The following is a 21,487-nucleotide window of genomic DNA, read 5'->3' on the forward strand; positions in this document are numbered from 1 at the left end:
ACATATTTTTGTAATTTGTGTTCTAGTATAGTACAAAATAAGCAATTACACACTTAAAATATCTTGCAATTTACATTTTTTCCAAAAAAAGATTGCAAACGATTGCATTTGTGTGTAAAATCCGAATAGTGAACTTTTAAGGAACTTAACGTCGTTATATCCTTATACAAAACACAAAATTATGTTAGATTAGGCTGTTATACTAATCTATAAAACTTAAGGAGGTGTAATAATATTGAAAAAAATCCCTATTATTTTAGGCACTTTAGGATTAAGTTTAGGTTTACTTGGCACTTCAGTTATTGGTGCATCAAGTGATTCTACGAAAGGTCTTGTTAAAGAAAAATCTGTTGCTGGTACTGAACAAACTAAAGGTAATGGCGTACAGCTAAGATGGTGGTCAAATAATGCAATTATGGATCCAGTAGGTAAAACAACTTTTTTAAGCAGTTCAAGCAGTTCTAGTAGTTCAATGTGTTATGCATCTGCTGGAGGAATGGTTGGTGGCCATGCTCCAGAAATGGATATCAAAGAATTTGGAAGATAAGCAACTTTGTATGGATATATACAATGCCCCAAGAACTTTCATTACTATCCGTGAAAGTTAACGATATTTCGAAATAAAATAGAATGAAGAAAAACTTTTAGTTTATATACAAATCCTTTTCATATATTAGTTGTATCTATCCGTAAGAATTATATTTTTTATAGAAAGGTTTTGTATTTTTATGCAACAGAAAAGAAATACAGTACAAGTATATTTTATAGCTTATCTTATTTCATTTTATTTTATTTGGGTAGTAAAAGAATTATGTTTTATAAAACACATTGGAACGTTTAGTACCCATACTGTACCATTTGAGGCTGCATTTTTAAAAATAGTAATTTGGGTTATCCCGGCTTGTTTTTTTATTAAATATATTCTTCATGAAAATCCTATAACGTATATGAGACTAAATTCTAATGTAATTAGAGGATGGGTATGGGGAACTTTTCTTTCTTTATTGTTAGGACTTCGATTTGTTATGGAAGTTTACATAGTAAAAAATACCAGTTTTAATTTCAATTTACATTTGAATGCCTATCTGAATACGGTTATAATTGCTGGTTTTGCAGAGGAAATTGTGTTTCGTGGTTTTATTTTAAAAGAATTGAATAAGCGTTTTTCATTTTGGAAAGCAAATATTATCACAACTTTTTTATTTCTATTCATTCATTATCCTGCTTGGGCTTATACTGGTGAATTATTCAATTTATGGAATAATATATATATTTATTTGCTTGGATTACTTTTGGGCTATGTTTTCAAAGAAACAAAATCTCTTTGGACAGTTATTCTATTACATTCGTTTCACAATTTATTTGTAATGATAAGTTAATTCAAAAAGCATAAAATACTTTTTATGTTAAAATTAGAAAAAAATGGTTGATTAATGAATTTTAATATGATACATTAACGATTGAAAATATAAGGGGGAAATAAAATTGAAAAAATTACCGATTATTGTATGTACACTAGGGTTAAGCGTTGGTCTATTGGGAACATCAGCTGTTGGTGCAGCAAGTGATTCTTCAAATGCTATGGTTAAAGAAAAAACTTTAGCTGTTTCTGAACAAAATAGCAGTGAAGGAGTAACACCACGATGGGTTGGAAAAGCGGCAACATGGGCAGCTGGCGTAGTGGGTGGCCTGGCATTCGAAGCTGCTACTAATTCATCTGGAAGTTCATCTAGTAGTAGTGGTTATAGTGGGAGCTGTTATGCATCTGCTGGAGGAATGGTTGGTGGTCATGCACCAGAAATGGATCGCGTTGAATTTGGAAGATAAACTAAATAAGGAATTAAGTTTTTTAAAAATTTAAATGGGGTGTATAAAATGAAAAAAATTCCAGTTATTTTAGGAGTAGTAGGATTAAGTATTGGCTTATTGGGAACATCGGCTGTTGGTGCAGCGAGTGATTCTTCAAGTGCTATGGTTAAAGAAAAAACTTTAGCTGTTTCTGAACAAAATAGCAATGAAGGAGTACAACCAAGATGGGCAGGACAAGTTGCAAAATCTTTTGTTACTGGATTTGCTTCTAGTGCAGCAGTAAATGCTTTAGTATCTGGAAGCAAATCTAGCGATGTTAGTGGTTATGGTGGGAGCGGTTATGCTTCTTGCGGTGGATTAGTAGGAGGACATGCACCAGAAATGGATCGTGTAGAATTCGGTAGATAATATATTATTGTATTTTTGACAAATAAAAAGTTTAGGATTTTCCCTAAGCTTTTTATTTGTTAATTAGGGGTGAAGTTTTTTGAAGAAAATAGTTTTTATAGGTCTAATGTTTATTATGTTGTTTCATGCTTCAATGACAGTGTTATATAACTCTCCAATAAATCCAATAAAAGTAAAACTAGGTTTTATTATTGATAATTATATGAATCCTCTATTTTCTCAGAATTGGAATTTATTTGCTCCCAATCCTGTTAGCACCAATATGGATATTGTAACTAGAGGCGGTTATAAAGATTCTAATGGAAACGAAAAAACAACAGATTGGGTTAACATTACTAAAACATTTACTACTAATTTACAAAATAATAGATTCGATATAAATCGATTGACCCTTGCATCAATACGTACTTCGGGAACGAATGTGCAAGAAGCAATGTTTAAAAATAAGGATTTTCTAGAAAAAAATAATGTGAAGAATAATGCTGATTTACATGTTCTTTATGATGTTTCAAAACGCACTTTATCAAGAACTTACGAAGGAAATATAGATAAAATTGAAGTAAGAATGGTAACTTCTGAGTTCCCTGAATACGGAAAAAAAGGGGAAGTTAAAAAAACGTATCTGAGCTTACCTGCTCAAAATATTTCAGCATTGGGTGAAAAAAATGATTAATTATATGAAACCTTTTAAGAATTTATATAATGTAGCCACATCAAATAAACATTATCTAATAGGGGCAAGTATTTTAAGAATAGCTATTGGTATTCATATAGCCTTCACATATTTAGTTTATTTTACTAAAAGACATGAAATTTGGGGACCAAATTCCTTTTACCTTTTAGATTATACCAAGGGAAAATTTTTATCTCTTTATTCTTTTAATGATTCAATTTTATATTTTGAAATTCTATATTTTTTAGGAATTATTATTAATACATTGTATTTGCTCGGTGTGAAAACTAGGGTTGTAGGAGTTTTAAATTACATAATGATTTATTCTTTATATGCTCGAAACCCGCTAGCTTTAGATGGGGGAAACAATATTTTAATTATAATTTTATTCTACTTAATGTTTGCTGAAGTGAATAGGTATTTCTCTATTAGCAAAGGGAAAAATACAGACAGCAATAAATTTTCAAATATGTTTCATAATTGTGCTATATTTATGTGTTTATTCCAAGTGTGTATTCTATACTTTTTCTCTGGATTTGCAAAATCGCAGGGGCACATGTGGTATAACGGAACTGCACTATATTATATTTTACATGTTGATGAATTTACTCAGCCATTCCTTGCTCAATTTATTATCAATTCACCTGTTCTATTAACTTTAGGAGCTTATAGTGCCATAATTACACAATTATTTTTCCCACTATGTGTATTTAATAAATATTTAAAGATACCTATTCTTATAGGATCAATTTCATTTCATTTTGTGATTATTATTATGATGGGATTAATTCAATTTGGTTTAATCATGATTGCATTAGATATTCTTTTCTTGACAGATAAAGAACATAAAAAGTTTTATATGTTTTTAAAGAAATTTAAAGAAAGAAGGTTACAAGGTGGCAAAGGGAAAAAACATATTGAGAAAATGGCTTCCTAAAAACCATATATACGTCTATTTCGATGGGTATTGTGTATTCTGCAATAAAATTGTAGGTGATTGGAAAGAAAAGGATCAACATAATCTCTTGTATTTTAAATCTTTCCGTGAGAAGAAAAATCAAATGGAAATAAACATTGATATTGAAGAACTAAATAAATATATACATGCTGTAAATTCTGGTAACGGGAAAGTTTACAAAGGAATAGATGTTGTTATAGAGGTATCTAAAAGGATACCTCAGTATTGGTTTTTAGTTCCATTTCTTTATTTATCTAAATTTACAAGAATAGGTAATTTAGTTTACTCTATTATTGCAAAAAATAGAAAAATTGTACCTGTCAATAAATGTACGGATGAAAGTTGTACTATAGATATATATAACCATAATAAGTGATTCTTAGGTACTTCATTGGATAGATATTTGAAGTACCTTTTGTTTTCATAGTGGATATGAAAAGGAGAGGGATTTTTTTGGGGATAAGACTAGAAAATAGTAAAATTGTACAGTTAATAATTTCTCTATTTATATTTTTTGTTATTTTAATACCTTGCGAAATCAGTAATGCAGAAGAGCAAGAAAATTATTATACAATACAAGCAAAACATAGTAAAGATTACAATGAATTAGTGAATTTAACCAATGAATATAAAGCAACAGTTTTGTATTCAATTGAAGAACTTGGAATTATACAAGTAAAAACAACTGAAACTAATATAAAAAAAATTGGCTCAAGCTCATTGGTTGATACATTTAATCCTTCTTTACGTTCTGTAAGCTCACGTTTAAATTCTGAAAAACCAGAAAATAACCCATCTCCAAATCCAGGTTCGTTATGGGATTTACAATGGGATATGAAGCAAGTAACAAATAATGGTGAAAGTTATAAATTATTTTCAGGAACCAAAAATGTTACCGTTGGAATTATTGATTCTGGTTTAGATATCAATCATTTAGATTTAAAAGATAATGTCGTGCAAGGATCTAAGAATCTCGTACCTAAAGGCGGTTTTAGAGGAAAAGAAATCGAAGAAACTGGAGAATTAAATTTATTAACTGATAAATTAGGTCATGGGACCCATGTAGCTGGACAAATTGCTGCAAATGGTAATTTGAAAGGAATTGCACCAGGAATAGGAATTAAATCTTATAGAGTTTTTGGGGAGCAAAATGCGGACTCATTATGGATTATAAAAGCTATAATAGAAGCTGCAAAAGATGATGTTGATGTTATTAATATAAGTTTGGGAGATTATTTAATAAATGGAATAGCTCTATTAGGTGAGAATGGATCCAAGACAAATCTAGCAGAAATTAAAGCTTATAGGGATGCTATTAAATTTGCTGAAAATCAGGGGAGCATTATAGTTGCAGCAGCAGGAAATGATTCGCTTAATGTAAATGATAAGCAACAAATGCTAAATTTCCTTAAAAATAAAATTAAAAATGATGGAATAACGCTTCAAGGAAAGGTTCTTGATGTTCCTGCAAGCCTGCCCAGTGTAGTTACTGTTTCTTCTGTAGGGTCCTCCAATGAATTATCCTTATTTTCAAACTATGGAAAAGGATTTATAGATATTGCTGCTCAAGGAGGAGATACTAGGCTATTAGAAAAATATGGTGAACAATCATGGGAAAAAAATGAAATGTATAAAAAGGAACGCATAATTAGTACGGTTCCAAATCAAGGATATTTCTATGCCTACGGTAATTCCATGGCAGCTCCTAAAGTTTCAGGGGCTTTGGCTTTAATTATTGATAAGAATCATTTGAAAAATCACCCCAAAAGAGCAATTCAATTTCTTTATCAAAACGGTGTAGATAGAATTGGATTTAATAGAGATTTATTTGGAAACGGTATCCTTAATGTATACAAGGCTTTAAATAACTAGTTAATAAAAGGACATTTGAATTGCTTTAATTTATTATTTTCGTTAGTGGGTAAGATTCTATTATGAAAATATATAATTTATGGTTAGTTCAAGAAATTAAGCTATCCTATTTGTAGGGTTACGCTATGGTAATCAAATATAGTTTTATATAAGTTGAATTTCAAAGTTTTTCTTCATTTCAATCCAAATCATAAATTTCAATATTTTATATGAATAGAAAGTAGTTTGAAATAAAGTATAACATCGAAAAATTTAAAAAGTGGTGGGATTAAATGTTTAAAAAAATGACTGTATCTATATTATTAATAGGAATCCTGACAACAGGAGGTTTATCTATACATGCGAACGAACTAAAAGATGACTCATTCATTGGATGTACGAATATCTCACAAAATCAAGAAACGAATGAATATGTAAAAAAATGTTTTAAAACGTTTCCTAAATCTCCTTTAGGTCCAAATGTAATAAGAGTACCTGATATCTCTCCATATGATGATGGTACCTATCAGGGAGCACTATATCTTGTTTCTCAAAAAAGTAGTATGTTTTCAATTACAGCAAATTATGAGGGGAGCGTAAAAAAATACAAATAAAGCTCCAAACTCCATATGCAATATTGCATATCACTTTAATTTAATTGAAAAATTTCTATATCAATACTATCCTAATATTAAGAAGAGTTTCAAGAATATTATATGTATATCTAATAAATTGAAATAAGGTGAATTATTATGAAATTTAAAGATTTCAGCTCAGAATTTTGGCTTTGGTTATATGCCCTGTGTTTCATTGGGAACTTTGTCAATTTTTCTCGAATATTAATATTTGAACATGACTTCTCATGGAAGTCGATACTGTTTGGATCTGCTGGACTTGTGGCTTTTCTTGCCGCTCGAAGTGAAATGAAAAAAGTAAAAAACTCATAGAATCTTTTAATAGAAAAGCACTAAAGTTAACCATAAGAATGAAATGATAAAAAAACGCATCTTTTTGTAAAAATATACAAAAAGATGCGTTTTTATTTGAACCTATCAATTCAGGTTGAGTCTTATTTCAGAAAATATTGAAGACCCTTTATAAATTTATACACAAACAAATGGAGGATTAGGTGATTTTAATTATGTAAAAAAAACATAATTAAAAAAGATAATATTGAAGAAATGCAATACAAATTTATCAAAGTGTTAAAATTAGAATTCATCTTCCATAATTAAATTTCCAGCATCATTATCTTTCGTTAACCGTTGTTTTAAATAATTTTCTTTTGTAGTTCTATCATTTTTATGGCCTACTGCAGCTGCTATTATATGGGGTGCAAGTCCCTTGTAATCATATAAATACTGTACATAAAAATGTCTAAAGAAATGGGGAGTAATTCGGATATTCTTCGTAAAGGGTAATTTGGTATCCCTTATAATCTTAGAAATATATTGTGATAAGTAATTTTCTCTATAAGAAGTATGGGTTTTCGTTTGAAAAATTGCCCCGCCATTTTTATTACCTATATCTATAGGTAATCTCCTACGGATTCGAAACGCAACAATACGACTAAAAATCTCCTTATTAATAGAAACAATACGTTCATTATCTCCCTTTGTATCAACCGTTAAATAATATCGACCTCTTATAGCGTCATACTCAAGATCTTCCCACTTTGCATGGGCCACTTCTGCAACACGCAAACCAGTAGTAGCAAGGACCGACAATAACGCATAATTAATTTCATTATCCTTGTAGTAGTTTAGCAGCTGCTTTACTTCTTCATAGGATAACTCACGCTTAGGTTTATGTTGTTTATTCACCGTCGTACTTAAGATTTCTACATGAAGTGGCTCCTGGATAAATTGAATTTCATATAGCCATTTCAAATAGGAACGGATTACACCAAGTTTTCTACTAATTGTAGATGCTTTGTATTTTTCTTTTGATTGATAAGAGATTGCCTCCTGGGATAGCCATTTTTGATAATTACGGATATGCCGTTTTCTTAAATTCCTCCAGATTTGTCCAACTTCAAAATCTGTTACATCTTTCTGCAAAAAATCCGTACTTTGTTTGACAAAGAAGTAAAACTGACTTAAATCACGTGCATATAGAGTTCTAGAAGCATCTTTGATACGTTTCTCTTGATCAAAATGTTTTTGCCGGTTCAAGTAGTAATATAATATCTCTTCATCAGAAAATCCCTCATATGTATATGTATCTTTTCTTTCATTATTTTCTTTTTTAAATTCAGCTTCAATTATATAATCACGATTCCATAATGCAATTATGCTTGTAAATTTTTGTTTTTGTTTCTCCATGTTTTCTAAAGAAGTTTCATTATGAATTGAATTCAATTCAATTGTCATTATCCCACAACTCCTTATTAATTACTTTTATATTTATTATTATAACTGAAAATAATTTAAAATTAATTACATAGTAAGATTAAATTTTATAAAAATGAAAAGTAATAGTAACCATAGAAAAACGCCCATTTTCTATGGTTATATTAATCTAACTTATATAACTGTTTTTGTTGTTGTTTTTAAATAAATATAAAAATTAATTTAATTAGTAAATATAAATCGTTATTATTAGATTGTGTAAAAAGATTAAACTTTAAATATGTTATAATGAATTAAAGTTATATATTCTTTAAAATTAAAATTAGACTTAAATTTTTTTTAAAATACATATAAATGAAATATAAGAGGAGAGGAAATATGAGTGAGAATCAGCAAATGATTATGAATACAAACGAAGTGAGGGAATATTTAGAAGTTAGTAATTTCGTTGTTAATAATTTAATCAAACAGGAAGAATTAGTACCAATCAACAAGGATACATGGCGTTTAGATGGAAGTTTCCTTTTCAAAAGAGAAGATGTGGAAACAATTAAAAAGGGAAGAGAGACCGAAGGTATTACCCTTTACCAAGCTAGTAAAAAATATGGTATAAGCACATATCAATTAGAAAAATGGTTGGGCGATGGGGAATTAGCCGCTACTATACGGGAACATCGTAACCGCGAAACAAAATTCATTAGAGAAGAAGAGTTACTTCAAGTTATAAAACAATTTGATCAAGAAAACACGTTATATACATACTCACAAAAGTATAATACAGTCCTTTTCCATAAATATATTCAAAGTAATACGATAGCAAGGGTCATTTCTATTCCTAAGCGTGGTGATATTATGTTGATTGATGAATTTGGAAGTGAGTTCACCTTAAATGAAGCTATTAAATCAGGATTCGTACCAGCATACGATCTACCTGATAAACCACGTAGTCATCATCAAAGGTTTGTTAAATTCCGTTTACCTAAGTCCGATCAATTACGCAGCAACTCTTTCCAATTGATTGACTTAATCCTTCAGTACGTATCACCAAGAAACCTAAAGGTTTCAGAAGAGGAGGATTTTTGGTATTTCGATATACGCCAATCTCTTATTGAATTACCTATGGGTATGCAAATGGAATGGATAGAATACTTAACACCATATATAATAGAAGGAAAATTAATAAAGCGTGTAAATAATAGTATATATTTAGATAGTAGTAGCGTGACAAAACCAGTTACACTTTCTAGCAAAGAATATCAAGCAATTAATAAAATAGTAGAAGAGACCAACACTACCATTGAAGAATTCATTGCATCTGCTATTAATCAAAAAATAAAAGACTATCAGACTTCACAAAACTAAATCCTAAAATAATTTAGTTTTAGTTAAAAAAGACATAAATTATCTATCTACGTTAATTTATGTCTTTTTTATTTTTACTATCATTTATACAACTAAGAGGGGTACCGCCACATCACCATCAAGCTAAGAAAAGCAAATACCCCCAAAACGAAAAAATAAGCTTTTTTATAACAAGTTAGCACAAAATCTCATTGTGGGTAGTTGTATTTTTTTTACTTGATAGCAATGTGGTGAGACCCCTTTAAGGAAATAAAGTCTTAGACTGACCGGGAGGCATTAAGCTAACGGACAGGTATGTGCGATCTAGAAAGGAAGCGTTCCTTTTGTCAAAATGATAGCAAGCATCTAATTATTACGCTCTTCTCCGCAGAAAGTGAGGTTCTGACCATGACGAGACGTTCAGAAGCTGAACATTGGAACGAGGTGTTTGCCGATGTGAATCTCGGCAAGCCGCAAGTAGATTTTTGGCTGAAAAAATACGAGCCGATGCTAGAATTGGCCCAAGATGGACCGGTCATTGATCTTGGCTGCGGATATGGCAGCGACTCTTTGTTTTTAACAGAACGAGGTTATCGGGTCATCGCCTGCGACTTCTCCTCTGAGTCGTTGGCGATTATACGCAAATATGTGCCAGGCGTTGAAACAAACCTATTCGATATGACAGGAGGATTGCCGTTTCCGGATGGTAGCGCGAGGGCGGTTGTCGCGGATTTGTCCCTGCATTATTTTCACTGGGACGATACTGTTTCTATTGTTAGCGAAATTGCGAGAGTTGTCGGCACTGGCGGATTGCTGCTAGCCCGCTTGAATTCCACGTGCGATGTTCATTACGGTGCCGGCCAGGGCATCGAATTGGAACCCCGTTATTACGAGCATGAGGGGCGGCGGAAACGTTTTTTTGACGAAGCAGATATGCGTCGGTTGTTTGACGGATGGGCGATCAACATGTTGACGGAAACGGACATGCACCGCTACCGGAAGCCGAAAATTTGCTGGGAGATGGCAGCTTGCGTCCGCTGATGGTGGGGGCTGTGTGTGCCGACGAACTTGCCGATGTGAATCCGACCGTCGGGACAGCTGGTCGAAAGCAGCCGGACAAAGAGACTCAAACCTTTTTTGTTCCGCTCACGGGGATCGATAATGCAATAAACCAAAAAACAATTTAACACTTTATTTTCGTGTGATTGACTAGTTTTTGGTTTATAAAGCCGGATTAGTATAAATTTTCCTCGAACAGAGTTAATTAAACAACTTAAAACTACATTGAATACATGTAAACAAAGTGACAACCATTGATTTAACAATGATTGTCACTTTGGAGTTAAGATAATCGGAAAAAACCCACGCTAATACATTTTCTAGAAAATTAAGGTTGCTTTTTCTACGCTAAAGAAATTCTAACCTATAATCATCAGATTAAAGTCTTAAAGCCCACAAAAGCAAAAATAACAAGCATAAAAAAAAATGAAAAAACCAACATACACCCTACAGTGTTATATTGGTTTTAAAGCATTATATGTTTAGGCAATAACATCTTGGTTAGGGTTTTTATTTCCACAAACAATCTTTTAGGCGAAATTACTCCATACCCATCAAACTAATATTTTGGAACCCACCATAACGAAAAGTTTGTTTTCATTTAAATGGAAAAATCTTACTTTCACTTTTATCGTTTGGAGGATTGTCTGTTTCTTAAACTGTTAATAGACGTACAGTTAATCTTCTTTATAAAATTTATATTTACCAGACAGGTCTAAACTTCAATGGTGAATTACTTTCATTTGCTTCATAAACTAATTTTGTTAAATCTTCCTTAAGCATTTGCATTCGTTCAGCACCTATGTTTTCAATCCAGCGCTCTTCAATCTCAGTTAGTATCTTCTCTTTTGCTTGCACTACTAACCAACCCCGTTCAGTCAAAACAATAATTTTACCTCTCTTATCAGTGGGATGAGTTTTACGCATTACATAACCACTTTTCTCAAGATAATCCACCATTTTACTTACAGCTTGCTTTGTAATTCCTAAATATTCAGCTAGTTCTATACCTGTCGCTCCATTAGGGGTGATGTATTTAAACATAAAACCATGTATAGGTCTAATATCTCCAAATCCCAATTCACTCAATCTGTCATGTAGTTCATTAATCGATGTACTAAAGGATAATGATAAAAGGGATGTAAGATCTAATTCACTAAATACTTGATGATTCATACATAAGACCTCCTCGAAAAGTCAATTAAGTTGACTTTTTGGTTCATTGTACTACGAATAACATAATCAATCAAGTTAACTATGTTGTTTTTTTATAAAAGAAATATGCCTCACTTACAACGTCAAAAAATATTTATTCACATAAAAACTTAGTAAAATTACAACATATTAAATAAGAAATAACATGATAAAAATATCGATTTTTTCAAAAAATTTTCCTTATCACAAAAATATACAGGTTACTTTAAATATCCAATTAATTATAATTTCCTACCAAAATACAGGAATTGTTTTATTTATTTGATATAATTTATGTGATTACAATAAATACACGGGGAATAAAAGATTACAAATCATCTATACGGAGGTATGAAAGATGGATGAAAAACGAGACATAGGACCTAAAATAGAAAAAAGCTTTGAATTAATAGGGAAAAGGTGGACAGGATTAATTATTTATGTACTAATGAGTGGTCCTAAACGTTTTAGTGAAATTCATTCAATGATTCCAGATTTAAGTAAACGTATGCTTACAGAAAGAATGAAAGAACTTGAGGATAACGATATGGTAGTGCGACATGTGAGCACGGAACGCCCTGTACGAATAGAGTATTTACTAACAAAAAAAGGAACAGAATTAGGGAAAATTCTTGGACCAATTAGTCAATGGGCTGAAAGTTGGATAAAAGAGTAAATATAAAGGTTCTTACAAATACAAAAATCAAACAAATATTAAGAAAAGACAAAGTGCAATCTCCTAAAAAATATAGTCAATACATTTAATAAGTAGACAATTCATATTAAAAAAATTACACTGTTTCATATTAAAGTAATAGCTGACCTCATTTTAGAAAGGTAGGAAGAAACAAATGGCAAATCTTCTTTATATTACAGCGCATCCATTTGATAATACCGAATCATACAGTTTGACAGTTGGAAAAGAATTTATTAAGTCCTATAAAGAATTAAATCCCTATGATGAAGTTGTTCATCTTGATTTATACAAAGCGGATATTCCATATCTTGATGCTGATGTATTTAATGGTTGGGAGAAACTTAGATCTGGAATTCCTTTACATGAATTAACACCTATTGAAATATCAAAAGTAGGACGTCTAGCTGAATTAGGCGGACAATTTGTATTAGCTGACAAGTATGTATTCGTCACTCCAATGTGGAATTTTTCTATTCCAGCCATTTTAAAAACATATCTTGACGCTGTGGCTGTATCAGGAAAAACATTTAAATATACAAAAGAGGGATCGGTAGGATTATTAACAGGTAAAAAAGCATTGCACATTCAAGCACGTGGCGATATTTACTCTGAAGGACCAGAAGCGCGTAAGGAGATGGGCCATCGGTATTTAGAAGTTATGATGGAATTCTTTGGAACCTCTTTCTTTGAAGGGATATTTGTCGAAGGACATAACAAATTTCCAGAACAGGCTGAAGAGATTAAGAAAAGAGCTATTATTAGAGCTAAAGAAGTTGCTAAATATTTTTAAATATTTCAATCTAAAAACACAGTATTGCTAATTATATTTATTATAGTAACAATACTGTGTTTAATAAAAACTCTCCTAGGCTTTTCTACACTTACCTTGTTGTATCTAATTTATCTCACAATATTATCTAGCACTATAGTATTGTGTATATCAACTTAATCCACCAAAATAATTTTCAGTTGTTTACTCGAATCATTTTAGGACTATAATTATAACCGTTATCAGCGGACACTAAAAGAGATGGCCCCGGTAGAATACCGAAACCATCTCTTAAGCGCTTGATTTTTTAGGGGCTTTTTATTAAACTTTCCATTTTATAGGGTACCCTTCAAGCGTCTGAGGGAATTTTAAAGACTTTATAACCTCAATTGATTGACCGTAACTTTATTTACATCAACCAAGAAATCAAGAAGGGCAGGGTAACAAGAGACATAAGCGCACTAATAAAAAAGGAAGAGGCTGTCTCACCTGCTAGACTGTCAAATTTCAACGAAATCATAGCAGCTACTGAAGATCCTGGGAATGCTACTAATAAAACTAACTTTGTTACGTCATCTGAAGATAATCCTATTGCATGTGCAATTCCAAGCATGATAAGTGGTTGAACGATTACTTTAAGAAGTGAAATCCCAAATGCAGTTGGGCTAAATTGAACTTTACGAATTCCGATTGTAACCCCAACAGCAAATAAAGCTGCACCCGATGTAATGCCACCAATTTGCTCTAAACTCTTCTCTAATAAATGTGGTGACTGGAACCCGCATAGCACAAGGATAACCCCAATTAAAGGAACACATGCTAGCGGCTCTGAAAGACCATGTAAAATTGATTTAACAGTTACTTTCAAAAGACCTTCTTTCTCGTCAGTCTCTTCATTCTGACGTTGACCCACTGCACCAATAATAGTAGCTAATGGATCTAGTATGGCATTCACAACGATTCCTGTAATGGCAATTGGAAGCGCAGCTACACTTGCTCCAAACAAACTCCCTAAAACCGGAGTCCCCATAAATGCAAAAGTTGGTTGGGCTGAGTTTAAAGAAAACATGGATGCTTTTGTTAATGAAAACTTAAATACGTATTTAGCAATTAATAGGAAAACAATATAAAAGCCTACAATACCAATAACTAAGGCAAGTAAAAATGGCCATTTTTCAATTAATGTTTGCTTAGGGGTTGTTGTAATCCCCACAAACAGATGGGCTGGTAATGCAAATTTAGTTACTAATGTATTTAATCCTTTTGATGTCGTCGCATCAAATTTTTTAAAATATCCGGCCAAATATCCTAATAGGATGGTAAAGAAAATAGGTGTTAGAATAATAAAGATTTGACTAGTTTCCATTTTAAAATCCTCCATAATGTATATATCTAAATTACGATTTAACTTCAAAGTGAATAATATCCGGTAAATAATAATGCCTATCAAGGTGATAGGCATTCATTTAAACCTACATAGTTATCTCCGAATTTTCACTAGATTTGATTGATTTATAAGTTGGATGCCACATAGCATCTTTTACAGCTTGTTCAACATCTTCTGGAACATGTTGAGCCACGCCATCTTGAATAGCTGCTTTTGCAACTTGAATTGCTACTGCTATAGAAACAGAACGCAAGTCCTTTGTACTTGGAAGTAATGAAGCACCAGCTTTACGACTATCAGTCATATCAGTTACAGCATTTGCAACAGCAGTAAACATACCACTTGTAATCACTTTCGCTTTTACGACAATCGCACCAAGTCCTAAACCAGGGAATACAAATGCATTGTTAGATTGACCAATTTCGTATACTGTACCTTTATAAGAAACGGGCTCAAATGGACTTCCTGTTGCAATTAGTGCTTTTCCATCTGTCCAAGTAAGTAAATCTTGCGGAGTTGCCTCTGCTAATGGCGTTGGGTTTGACATTGGCATAATGACTGGGCGTTCCACATGTTTGGCCATTTCTTTTACGATTTCTTCTGAGAAGGCTCCTTTTACACCTGATGTTCCAATCAGAATAGTAGGTTTTACTTGTTTAATCACTTCTAGAAGAGTTATTTTACCGGATTCATCACGCGCCCAACCTTTTACTTCTTCCGATTTTTGTAAGTAAGGTTTTTGGAAGTTTAAAATACCATCCATATCGTCTGTTAAAAGTCCTCGGTAATCAACAGCCCAAAATCTACTATATGCTTCTTCTTTCGAAAGACCATCAAACACCATCGCATCATGAATTTGATCAGCATTACCAATCCCTGCAGCTCCTGGTCCAAATACCACTACTCGATGCTCTCGTAATGGGACATCAGTAACTTGAACAGCAGAAAGGATAGCTGCTAATGTAATAGCTCCAGTACCTTCAATGTCATCGTTAAATGTTAAAATCTTATCTCCGTACTTCTCAATAATGTTGCGAGCATTGACATTACCGAAGTCTTCCCAATGTAATAAAGCATTTGGGAACATTTCTAATGCTTTTTCAACGTATGCATCAATAAATTCATCGTATTTTTCGCCTCGAACTCGTTCATGTCGATTTCCAATATAAAAAGGATCTTGTAACAACTCTTCGTTGCTTGTCCCTACATCTAATACAACAGGCAACACACGACTGGGATCGATTCCAGCTGCTGCCGTGTAAACAGCCAATTTACCAACAGAAATATTGATTCCATTCGCTCCCCAATCACCAATACCAAGAATACTTTCAGAATCTGTAGCTACAATTAAATCAATATCCTCTGCTTTAAATCCACTATTTGCAAATGCTTTTTCAATTCCATCCATATCATTAATAGAAAGATAAACACCGTCTGGACGATGATATTCATGACTATACTCTTGAATGGCTTGTCCAACAGTCGGAGTGTAAATGATAGGTAACATTTCACTAAGATGATTTGTTAGCAATCGATAGAATAATACGGTATTACGATTAGATAAATCGTTTAACCAAACATTTTTGCGTAAGTTATTAGGTTGTTCTTTAAATTGTAAATAAGCACGTTTAACTTGTTCTTCTAACGATAAAACTGTTGGAGGCAATATCCCTTCTAAGTCAAGATCTTTACGCTCTTTATTTGTGAATGCTAATCCTTTATTTAAGAAAGGTTGGGCAAGAAGATTTTTCCCTTTCAAATTTGTTTGAATAGATCCGTCATTGGAAAGATTAAATGTATTCATGTGATTATTCCTTCTTCCTTGATGTTTTGTATTGTATTTTCAACTCTCAATGTATTTGTAAAATGTCTTATTTGCTTGCGCTAATAAAGGTTACTATTAGTAACCATAAACACTTTATGTCACTAATAGTAACCAAGGTGAATAAAATAGTCAACTATTTTTACTATTTTATTTCACTTCTGATTATTTTTTATTGGCTAGTAAATAAATAGTTTCCTAATTATATAAACACACCTTAAAACCATATAAAATAAGGATTTTATTTTTTACTTACATCAAAAAATTAATAGAAATAATTTTAAAAATACGAACCTATATAGAAGTTTTTTTAGAAAAGAGAATATAAATACAATAAAAAAATAATGACTAAATTAATCATTGAAGTTACTATTTGTAACTTAGTAATTTTATTTCTAGTTATGTCGGTTTATTTTCTATCCTATTAAAAACAGAAAGGTGAGAATGAATAATGGCAAAAGTAATATAAGATTGAATTCACTCAGTATTTGATGATTCATATATAAAACCTCCTCAAATGAAGTCAATACAGTTGACTACATTTAAAATATAAAAGAAATAGGATTCACCGAAATACAATTAATACATTATGGAGGTTTCTCATGGCTAATATCGTAAAAATTAGAGGAAGTGTATTTGCTCCGTATGCTTGCTTAGAACCTATTAAGGATTCTGCAACAGGAAGGATCTTAGAATATACTGGTGATGCACGTGAATTTACACCATACGCCGTAAACACAATGCGCTCAAGATTAGAGCAAGAAGTGATTATTGATTTTTATAAAAAAGAAATTTTCACATTTGCAGATGCTTGTATTACAACTGTAAAAATTACAAATCCGGATGGTTCTATTGAGCATCAAAAAGGAAAAACAGGTACAGAAAACATTGTATGTACGAATGTTGTGTGGAGCACTGATGAGGTTTCTTTTGAAATGAAGGCCAGTGCCAGCAACCCTTTAGATGCAGCAGCACCTGCAGCTGACTATTTATTAACTATACGTGTTAGCAAAAGTGGAGCTTTGCATATTGAAGGTAAACATGATGGGTTCCCTTGCTATGAATTTTATAAGCAAACAGACTTCGGACGATTTGAATTAATCTATACACACGATTACAGAAAAACTGGTGATACTCCAAAAGCGCTAGCTGGAGAGATGGAATACAGTTTTAAAAAGACAATTTAAATATAAATACAAATCAAAAAAGGATCACACTTAACAATCGGTAGCGAGTATTAAAGGTAAAACAATTGATTGTCCTAAAAAATTGTGACCTGTTTTGCTCAATGAGTCAATGTTTTGTATTACTTAAAAATAAAATTACAGAGGTGTTTCTCATGGCTGATATCGTTAAAATTAGAGCAAGTGTATTTATCCCAATGTCTTGGGTTTCAATAGGTTGGACTGGATCTAATCAAACGGGAGACTTAATCGAGTTCGAAGGTGATTCACGTGAATTTACCCCTTATGCTGTAAATGCTATGCGTTCTAGAGTTGAACAAGAAGTAGTTGTAGATTTTCACAAAAAAGAAATTTTCACATATGGAAATACGGGTATAACAACGGAAAGAGTTACAACTTCAGATGGTTCCGTTCATACAAGAACGGGAAAAGCTAGTTCAGAACGTATTGTATGCACTGATATTGAATGGAGTACTAATGACGTCAAGTTTCAAATGAGTGCAAGTGCTAGCAACCCATTAAATATAAATGCACCTGCTGTTGACTATCTTTTAACTGTGCATATTAAAAAAGACGGTACTGTTGATATTGAAGGTAAACATGATGGATTTCCTTGCTATGAATTTTATAAACAAACAGATTTTGGCCCGTTTGAATTAATTCATACACATGATTTCAGAGAAACTGGTGATACAGCTGAAGCGCTAGGTGGAGACATGGAGTGCAGTTTTAAAAAGACATTGTAAAGACAATATAATCCCTTTAAAAATATAACAACGTAAGAGTGAGTAACAGGAGGAAAAAACATGACAACAGTTTTATTTGTAAAAGCAAACAATCGTCCAGTAGATCAAGCGGTTAGTGTGAAATTATATTATGCTTTTTTAGCAAGTTATAAAGAATCACATCCAAATGATACAGTGGTAGAGCTTGATTTATACAATGAGGAATTGCCATATGTAGGAGTAGATATGATTAACGGTACATTTAAGTCTGGTAGAGGATTTGATTTAACAGTAGAAGAAGCACAAGCAGTAGCTGTTGCTGATAAATATTTAGATCAATTCCTTGCAGCTGATAAAGTAGTCTTTGGTTTCCCGTTATGGAATTTAACAATCCCAGCTGTACTACACACATATATTGATTACTTAAACCGTGCAGGCAAAACATTTAAATATACGCCAGAAGGACCAGTAGGTCTTATTGGAGATAAAAAAATTGCATTATTAAACGCAAGTGGCGGTGTATATTCTAAAGGACCAAAAGCTGAAATGGAAATGGCCGTTAAATATGTAGCAAGTATGATGGGCTTCTTCGGTGTAAAAGATATGGAGAAGGTAGTGATTGAAGGTCACAACCAATTCCCAGATAAAGCAGAAGAAATTATTGCTGCAGGGCTTGAAAAAGCGATTAAAGTAGCAAGTACGTTCTAATTATCAAAACACTTGTCACTCTATATGGCAGTACCAACATTTTATAGCGGTGGTACTGCTTTTTTATTTGCTTATCTCGCTACTTTAGGACAGGAAGAACATTCTTAACTTATTAAACGATAGAAAGCAGGATTACATTACAATGGAACGTTTATGGACAAAAAACTATATAATGCTGTCAATTACAGCATTACTACTATTTAGTGGTTTTTATTTGTTAATGCCAACACTACCTATGTTTATTAAACAATTAGGCGGGAGTGAATCTCAAGTCGGATTTATTATTGGAGTGTTTACAATATCGGCAGTCATTTTTCGTCCTATTGTTGGCGGATTAATGGATCGATATGGTCGACGAGTATTTATAATAAGTGGACTACTATTTTTTGCAATTACAATGTATTTTTATGATTGGATAACAGGAATTATATTTTTAGTGGTATTACGTATCCTCCATGGAATCGGCTGGGCAATTGCTACAACTTCGATTGGAACAGCTGTGACTGATGTGATTCCACCATCTCGTCGCGGAGAAGGAATGGGATGGTACGGACTTGCAATGACTTTAGGTATGGCTTTAGGACCAATAGTAGGTCTTTGGGTAGCAAAATCATTTTCATTTCATTATTTATTTCTACTATGCACAGCATTAGCACTTATTGCATTCATACTTGCGCTTGGCACAAAAATTTCAGCCGTTCAGCATACCTCAAAACAACCAATATCATTTTTTGAAAAAACGGTTTTACCAATCGCTAATGTGACATTTTTCTTATCCCTTACTTTTGGTGGCATTACAACATTTTTACCACTGTTTGCGGCAAAGATTCAAGTGAACGCTGGTACTTTTTTCTTAGTTTATGCTGTCACACTTATAGTAATTAGACCGATTGCAGGGAGAATATCCGATAAGCGTGGAGAAGGGATCATTATTGTTCCTGCGCTTTTTATAATGATAATTGCACTATTAGTCCTAGCAATGACAAAAGGTCTTGTTGGACTCGTTATAACAGCTATTTTGTATGGAATTGGATTTGGATCGGCACAACCCGCTCTTCAAGTAGTAACTATACGATTAGCTCCACCAGAGAAAAGGGGCGTAGCAAACGCTACATTTTTCACTGCTTTTGATTTAGGGATTGGTTTAGGATCAATCATTCTAGGGTTTGTTTCACAACTCATGGGATATCAAATGTTATTTATTGTTTGTGCGGTATCTGGGTTTATTAGTCTGTTGATTTTTATTTTATTTGTAAAAAAGACATCATAGGGGTGAGCATACATGCCCATCAACTTAAGAATTTACTTTACCCCCAAGTGTAAAAAAACGCATCCTTTCCTATAAGTTTACGGAAGGAAAGGATGCGTTTTTTTATTTTAAGGGGTATTTTATTTTGTTAGATTGATAGTGATGTGGCGGTACACCTTTAAGAGAAGACTTAAATCCCTATATAAATCAAAAGGGATTGTTTGCATATTAGCTTTGGTTTTATGTACAATAAAGGTAAAGATATAGTCTAAAACAGGAAGAGGAAAACCATGTCCAATTCGTTAGTAAACTTACGTATCGATTTTGCATTTAAGCAGTTATTTGGCACAAATGGGAATGAAGATATTTTAGTTGCCTTTTTAAATGCCATATTAAAAGATTCTTTGGAATCACCTATTGTTGCCCTACAATTAGAAGATCCACATTTGCATCGCGAATACGAAGAAGATAAATTATCAATTTTAGATATTTCGGCTACATTAAATACAGGAACAAAGGTAAATGTAGAAATACAATTGAATAACAATCATGATATGATCAAACGAAGCTTGTATTATTGGGGAAGGTTATACACCTCTCAATTGCAAAAAGGAATGCCTTATAGCTCTCTTCATAAAACGATTACCATAAACTTGTTAAATTTTGTGATGTTTCCAGAATATGAAGCATTTCATACAACAGGAATCCTTTGGAATCAGCAGCAACAAAAGTTATTAAGTGACGATATAGAAGTTCATATTGTAGAGATTCCAAAATTACTACAGCAATGGCGTGAAGAAAAAGTTAATCCGTGGGAAGACTCGTTTGTTCGTTGGTTATTATTATTACCAGCGAATGAAGATGAGCACCTCACACAAACATTGGAGGACATTGCCATGAATCAAGATCCAATTTTACAAAAAGCAATGAATAATTGGGAACGTATGAGTCAAGATTCCTCTTTCCGACAAGCATATGAAGCAAGAGAAAAGGCCTTAATGGATGAGGCTGCAAAGTTTGCTCATGCTCGTAATGAGGGGAAAAAAGAAGGAATTCAAGAAGGAATTCAAGAAGGGGTTCAGCAAGGAAAAATACAGATGATTAAAGGTATGCATGAGCTTGGTGTACCACTTGAAACGATTGCTAAAGCCAGTAAATTAGGCATAGATGAGGTTGAACGTATTTTAGCACAAAAATCATAAGCAACAAAAGAGAACCTATTAATTGGGTTCTTTTTTGTTGATCTATTTATCAACTAGGGGTAGCACCAAATTGCTATCAAGTTACGACTTTCATATACAC

The 21,487-nt window shown here is 32.6% G+C and carries 23 protein-coding genes; 19 read left to right on the forward strand and 4 right to left on the reverse strand.

Features of this window, described 5'->3' with window-relative positions:
* Nucleotides 1–235 precede the first annotated feature (235 nt).
* From JDS98_RS16950 to JDS98_RS16990, 9 genes are all read left to right on the forward strand, one after another.
* Entirely contained in the window at nt 236–547 is a 312-nt protein-coding gene (locus tag JDS98_RS16950; RefSeq protein WP_046958486.1) for a hypothetical protein, read from the forward strand.
* Between the two features lie 181 nt (nt 548–728).
* Nucleotides 729–1,379: a CPBP family intramembrane glutamic endopeptidase gene (locus JDS98_RS16955; RefSeq protein ID WP_046958485.1), complete on the forward strand. Its 651-nt coding sequence runs from the start codon at nt 729–731 to the stop codon at nt 1,377–1,379.
* Nucleotides 1,380–1,485: 106 nt separating this feature from the next.
* Entirely contained in the window at nt 1,486–1,827 is a 342-nt protein-coding gene (locus JDS98_RS16960) for a hypothetical protein (RefSeq protein ID WP_199634139.1), read from the forward strand.
* 48 nt (nt 1,828–1,875) lie between these two features.
* Complete coding sequence (locus tag JDS98_RS16965) at nt 1,876–2,217, forward strand: hypothetical protein (protein WP_046958483.1); 342 nt, start codon at nt 1,876–1,878, stop codon at nt 2,215–2,217.
* 79 nt (nt 2,218–2,296) lie between these two features.
* Nucleotides 2,297–2,890 (forward strand): DUF5819 family protein, encoded by a 594-nt coding sequence (locus JDS98_RS16970; protein WP_052767444.1) that lies wholly within the window; start codon nt 2,297–2,299, stop codon nt 2,888–2,890.
* A complete protein-coding gene (locus tag JDS98_RS16975) occupies nt 2,883–3,827 on the forward strand; it encodes an HTTM domain-containing protein (protein WP_052767443.1) in 945 nt (314 codons plus the stop codon). The genes JDS98_RS16970 and JDS98_RS16975 overlap by 8 nt, the downstream gene beginning before the upstream one ends.
* The gene (locus tag JDS98_RS16980; RefSeq protein WP_052767442.1) at nt 3,787–4,224 is read left to right on the forward strand and encodes a thiol-disulfide oxidoreductase DCC family protein; all 438 of its coding nucleotides are present in this window, start codon (nt 3,787–3,789) and stop codon (nt 4,222–4,224) included. Before JDS98_RS16975 ends, JDS98_RS16980 begins: the two co-directional genes overlap by 41 nt.
* Before the next feature lie 77 nt (nt 4,225–4,301).
* The gene (locus tag JDS98_RS16985; protein ID WP_242480980.1) at nt 4,302–5,720 is read left to right on the forward strand and encodes a S8 family peptidase; all 1,419 of its coding nucleotides are present in this window, start codon (nt 4,302–4,304) and stop codon (nt 5,718–5,720) included.
* Between the two features lie 272 nt (nt 5,721–5,992).
* A complete protein-coding gene (locus JDS98_RS16990; protein WP_046958481.1) occupies nt 5,993–6,313 on the forward strand; it encodes a hypothetical protein in 321 nt (106 codons plus the stop codon).
* A 597-nt stretch (nt 6,314–6,910) separates the two neighbouring features.
* On the opposite strand, the gene JDS98_RS16995 is transcribed toward JDS98_RS16990, so the two are convergent.
* Nucleotides 6,911–8,071 (reverse strand): tyrosine-type recombinase/integrase, encoded by a 1,161-nt coding sequence (locus tag JDS98_RS16995; protein WP_199634141.1) that lies wholly within the window; start codon nt 8,069–8,071, stop codon nt 6,911–6,913.
* Nucleotides 8,072–8,428: 357 nt separating this feature from the next.
* On the opposite strand from JDS98_RS16995, the gene JDS98_RS17000 reads away from it, so the two are divergent.
* The 3 genes from JDS98_RS17000 to JDS98_RS17010 all read left to right on the forward strand — a co-directional run bounded on the left by JDS98_RS17000 (nt 8,429) and on the right by JDS98_RS17010 (nt 10,578).
* On the forward strand, nt 8,429–9,412 hold the full coding sequence (locus tag JDS98_RS17000; protein WP_001293862.1) for a hypothetical protein: 984 nt from the start codon (nt 8,429–8,431) through the stop codon (nt 9,410–9,412).
* Between the two features lie 387 nt (nt 9,413–9,799).
* On the forward strand, nt 9,800–10,432 hold the full coding sequence (locus JDS98_RS17005; protein ID WP_098711994.1) for a class I SAM-dependent methyltransferase: 633 nt from the start codon (nt 9,800–9,802) through the stop codon (nt 10,430–10,432).
* The gene (locus JDS98_RS17010; RefSeq protein WP_199634142.1) at nt 10,420–10,578 is read left to right on the forward strand and encodes a hypothetical protein; all 159 of its coding nucleotides are present in this window, start codon (nt 10,420–10,422) and stop codon (nt 10,576–10,578) included. Before JDS98_RS17005 ends, JDS98_RS17010 begins: the two co-directional genes overlap by 13 nt.
* 574 nt (nt 10,579–11,152) lie before the next feature.
* On the opposite strand, the gene JDS98_RS17015 is transcribed toward JDS98_RS17010, so the two are convergent.
* Nucleotides 11,153–11,626: a MarR family winged helix-turn-helix transcriptional regulator gene (locus JDS98_RS17015; protein WP_147807498.1), complete on the reverse strand. Its 474-nt coding sequence runs from the start codon at nt 11,624–11,626 to the stop codon at nt 11,153–11,155.
* Nucleotides 11,627–12,002: 376 nt separating this feature from the next.
* On the opposite strand from JDS98_RS17015, the gene JDS98_RS17020 reads away from it, so the two are divergent.
* Nucleotides 12,003–12,320: a winged helix-turn-helix transcriptional regulator gene (locus tag JDS98_RS17020; RefSeq protein WP_147807497.1), complete on the forward strand. Its 318-nt coding sequence runs from the start codon at nt 12,003–12,005 to the stop codon at nt 12,318–12,320.
* Between the two features lie 175 nt (nt 12,321–12,495).
* Nucleotides 12,496–13,131 (forward strand): FMN-dependent NADH-azoreductase, encoded by a 636-nt coding sequence (locus JDS98_RS17025; RefSeq protein WP_199634143.1) that lies wholly within the window; start codon nt 12,496–12,498, stop codon nt 13,129–13,131.
* Between the two features lie 388 nt (nt 13,132–13,519).
* Here JDS98_RS17025 and JDS98_RS17035 read toward each other — a convergent pair whose 3' ends face one another.
* Together JDS98_RS17035 and JDS98_RS17040 are read right to left on the reverse strand one after the other, a co-directional pair.
* Nucleotides 13,520–14,476, reverse strand: coding sequence for an AEC family transporter (locus JDS98_RS17035; protein WP_199634144.1), 957 nt, complete (start codon nt 14,474–14,476; stop codon nt 13,520–13,522).
* 106 nt (nt 14,477–14,582) lie between these two features.
* Nucleotides 14,583–16,301: an NAD-dependent malic enzyme gene (locus JDS98_RS17040; protein WP_199634145.1), complete on the reverse strand. Its 1,719-nt coding sequence runs from the start codon at nt 16,299–16,301 to the stop codon at nt 14,583–14,585.
* Nucleotides 16,302–16,921: 620 nt separating this feature from the next.
* Here JDS98_RS17040 and JDS98_RS17045 point away from each other — a divergent pair.
* The 5 genes from JDS98_RS17045 to JDS98_RS17065 all read left to right on the forward strand — a co-directional run bounded on the left by JDS98_RS17045 (nt 16,922) and on the right by JDS98_RS17065 (nt 21,387).
* Nucleotides 16,922–17,506, forward strand: coding sequence for a DUF3238 domain-containing protein (locus JDS98_RS17045; RefSeq protein ID WP_199634146.1), 585 nt, complete (start codon nt 16,922–16,924; stop codon nt 17,504–17,506).
* A gap of 152 nt (nt 17,507–17,658) precedes the next feature.
* Nucleotides 17,659–18,249, forward strand: a complete 591-nt coding sequence (locus JDS98_RS17050) for a DUF3238 domain-containing protein (RefSeq protein ID WP_199634147.1) — start codon at nt 17,659–17,661, stop codon at nt 18,247–18,249.
* Nucleotides 18,250–18,309: 60 nt separating this feature from the next.
* Complete coding sequence (locus JDS98_RS17055) at nt 18,310–18,936, forward strand: FMN-dependent NADH-azoreductase (protein WP_199634148.1); 627 nt, start codon at nt 18,310–18,312, stop codon at nt 18,934–18,936.
* A gap of 142 nt (nt 18,937–19,078) precedes the next feature.
* Complete coding sequence (locus tag JDS98_RS17060) at nt 19,079–20,206, forward strand: MFS transporter (RefSeq protein ID WP_199634149.1); 1,128 nt, start codon at nt 19,079–19,081, stop codon at nt 20,204–20,206.
* Between the two features lie 269 nt (nt 20,207–20,475).
* Nucleotides 20,476–21,387, forward strand: a complete 912-nt coding sequence (locus JDS98_RS17065) for an Rpn family recombination-promoting nuclease/putative transposase (RefSeq protein ID WP_199634150.1) — start codon at nt 20,476–20,478, stop codon at nt 21,385–21,387.
* The last annotated feature ends 100 nt before the right edge of the window (nt 21,388–21,487 follow it).

It is taken from the genome of Bacillus cereus group sp. N11, assembly GCF_016483605.1.
Lineage (GTDB): Bacteria > Bacillota > Bacilli > Bacillales > Bacillaceae_G > Bacillus_A > Bacillus_A toyonensis.

Excerpts from the sequence above, each read along its gene's own strand:
- JDS98_RS16955 (WP_046958485.1), top strand. The coding sequence starts at position 729 with ATGCAACAGAAAAGAAATACAGTACAAGTATATTTTATAGCTTATCTT.
- JDS98_RS16965 (WP_046958483.1), top strand. The coding sequence starts at position 1,876 with ATGAAAAAAATTCCAGTTATTTTAGGAGTAGTAGGATTAAGTATTGGC.
- JDS98_RS16975 (WP_052767443.1), top strand. The coding sequence starts at position 2,883 with ATGATTAATTATATGAAACCTTTTAAGAATTTATATAATGTAGCCACA.
- JDS98_RS16990 (WP_046958481.1), top strand. The coding sequence starts at position 5,993 with ATGTTTAAAAAAATGACTGTATCTATATTATTAATAGGAATCCTGACA.
- JDS98_RS16995 (WP_199634141.1), bottom strand. The coding sequence starts at position 8,071 with ATGACAATTGAATTGAATTCAATTCATAATGAAACTTCTTTAGAAAAC.
- JDS98_RS17000 (WP_001293862.1), top strand. The coding sequence starts at position 8,429 with ATGAGTGAGAATCAGCAAATGATTATGAATACAAACGAAGTGAGGGAA.
- JDS98_RS17005 (WP_098711994.1), top strand. The coding sequence starts at position 9,800 with ATGACGAGACGTTCAGAAGCTGAACATTGGAACGAGGTGTTTGCCGAT.
- JDS98_RS17015 (WP_147807498.1), bottom strand. The coding sequence starts at position 11,626 with ATGAATCATCAAGTATTTAGTGAATTAGATCTTACATCCCTTTTATCA.
- JDS98_RS17020 (WP_147807497.1), top strand. The coding sequence starts at position 12,003 with ATGGATGAAAAACGAGACATAGGACCTAAAATAGAAAAAAGCTTTGAA.
- JDS98_RS17025 (WP_199634143.1), top strand. The coding sequence starts at position 12,496 with ATGGCAAATCTTCTTTATATTACAGCGCATCCATTTGATAATACCGAA.
- JDS98_RS17035 (WP_199634144.1), bottom strand. The coding sequence starts at position 14,476 with ATGGAAACTAGTCAAATCTTTATTATTCTAACACCTATTTTCTTTACC.
- JDS98_RS17040 (WP_199634145.1), bottom strand. The coding sequence starts at position 16,301 with ATGAATACATTTAATCTTTCCAATGACGGATCTATTCAAACAAATTTG.
- JDS98_RS17045 (WP_199634146.1), top strand. The coding sequence starts at position 16,922 with ATGGCTAATATCGTAAAAATTAGAGGAAGTGTATTTGCTCCGTATGCT.
- JDS98_RS17050 (WP_199634147.1), top strand. The coding sequence starts at position 17,659 with ATGGCTGATATCGTTAAAATTAGAGCAAGTGTATTTATCCCAATGTCT.
- JDS98_RS17055 (WP_199634148.1), top strand. The coding sequence starts at position 18,310 with ATGACAACAGTTTTATTTGTAAAAGCAAACAATCGTCCAGTAGATCAA.
- JDS98_RS17060 (WP_199634149.1), top strand. The coding sequence starts at position 19,079 with ATGGAACGTTTATGGACAAAAAACTATATAATGCTGTCAATTACAGCA.
- JDS98_RS17065 (WP_199634150.1), top strand. The coding sequence starts at position 20,476 with ATGTCCAATTCGTTAGTAAACTTACGTATCGATTTTGCATTTAAGCAG.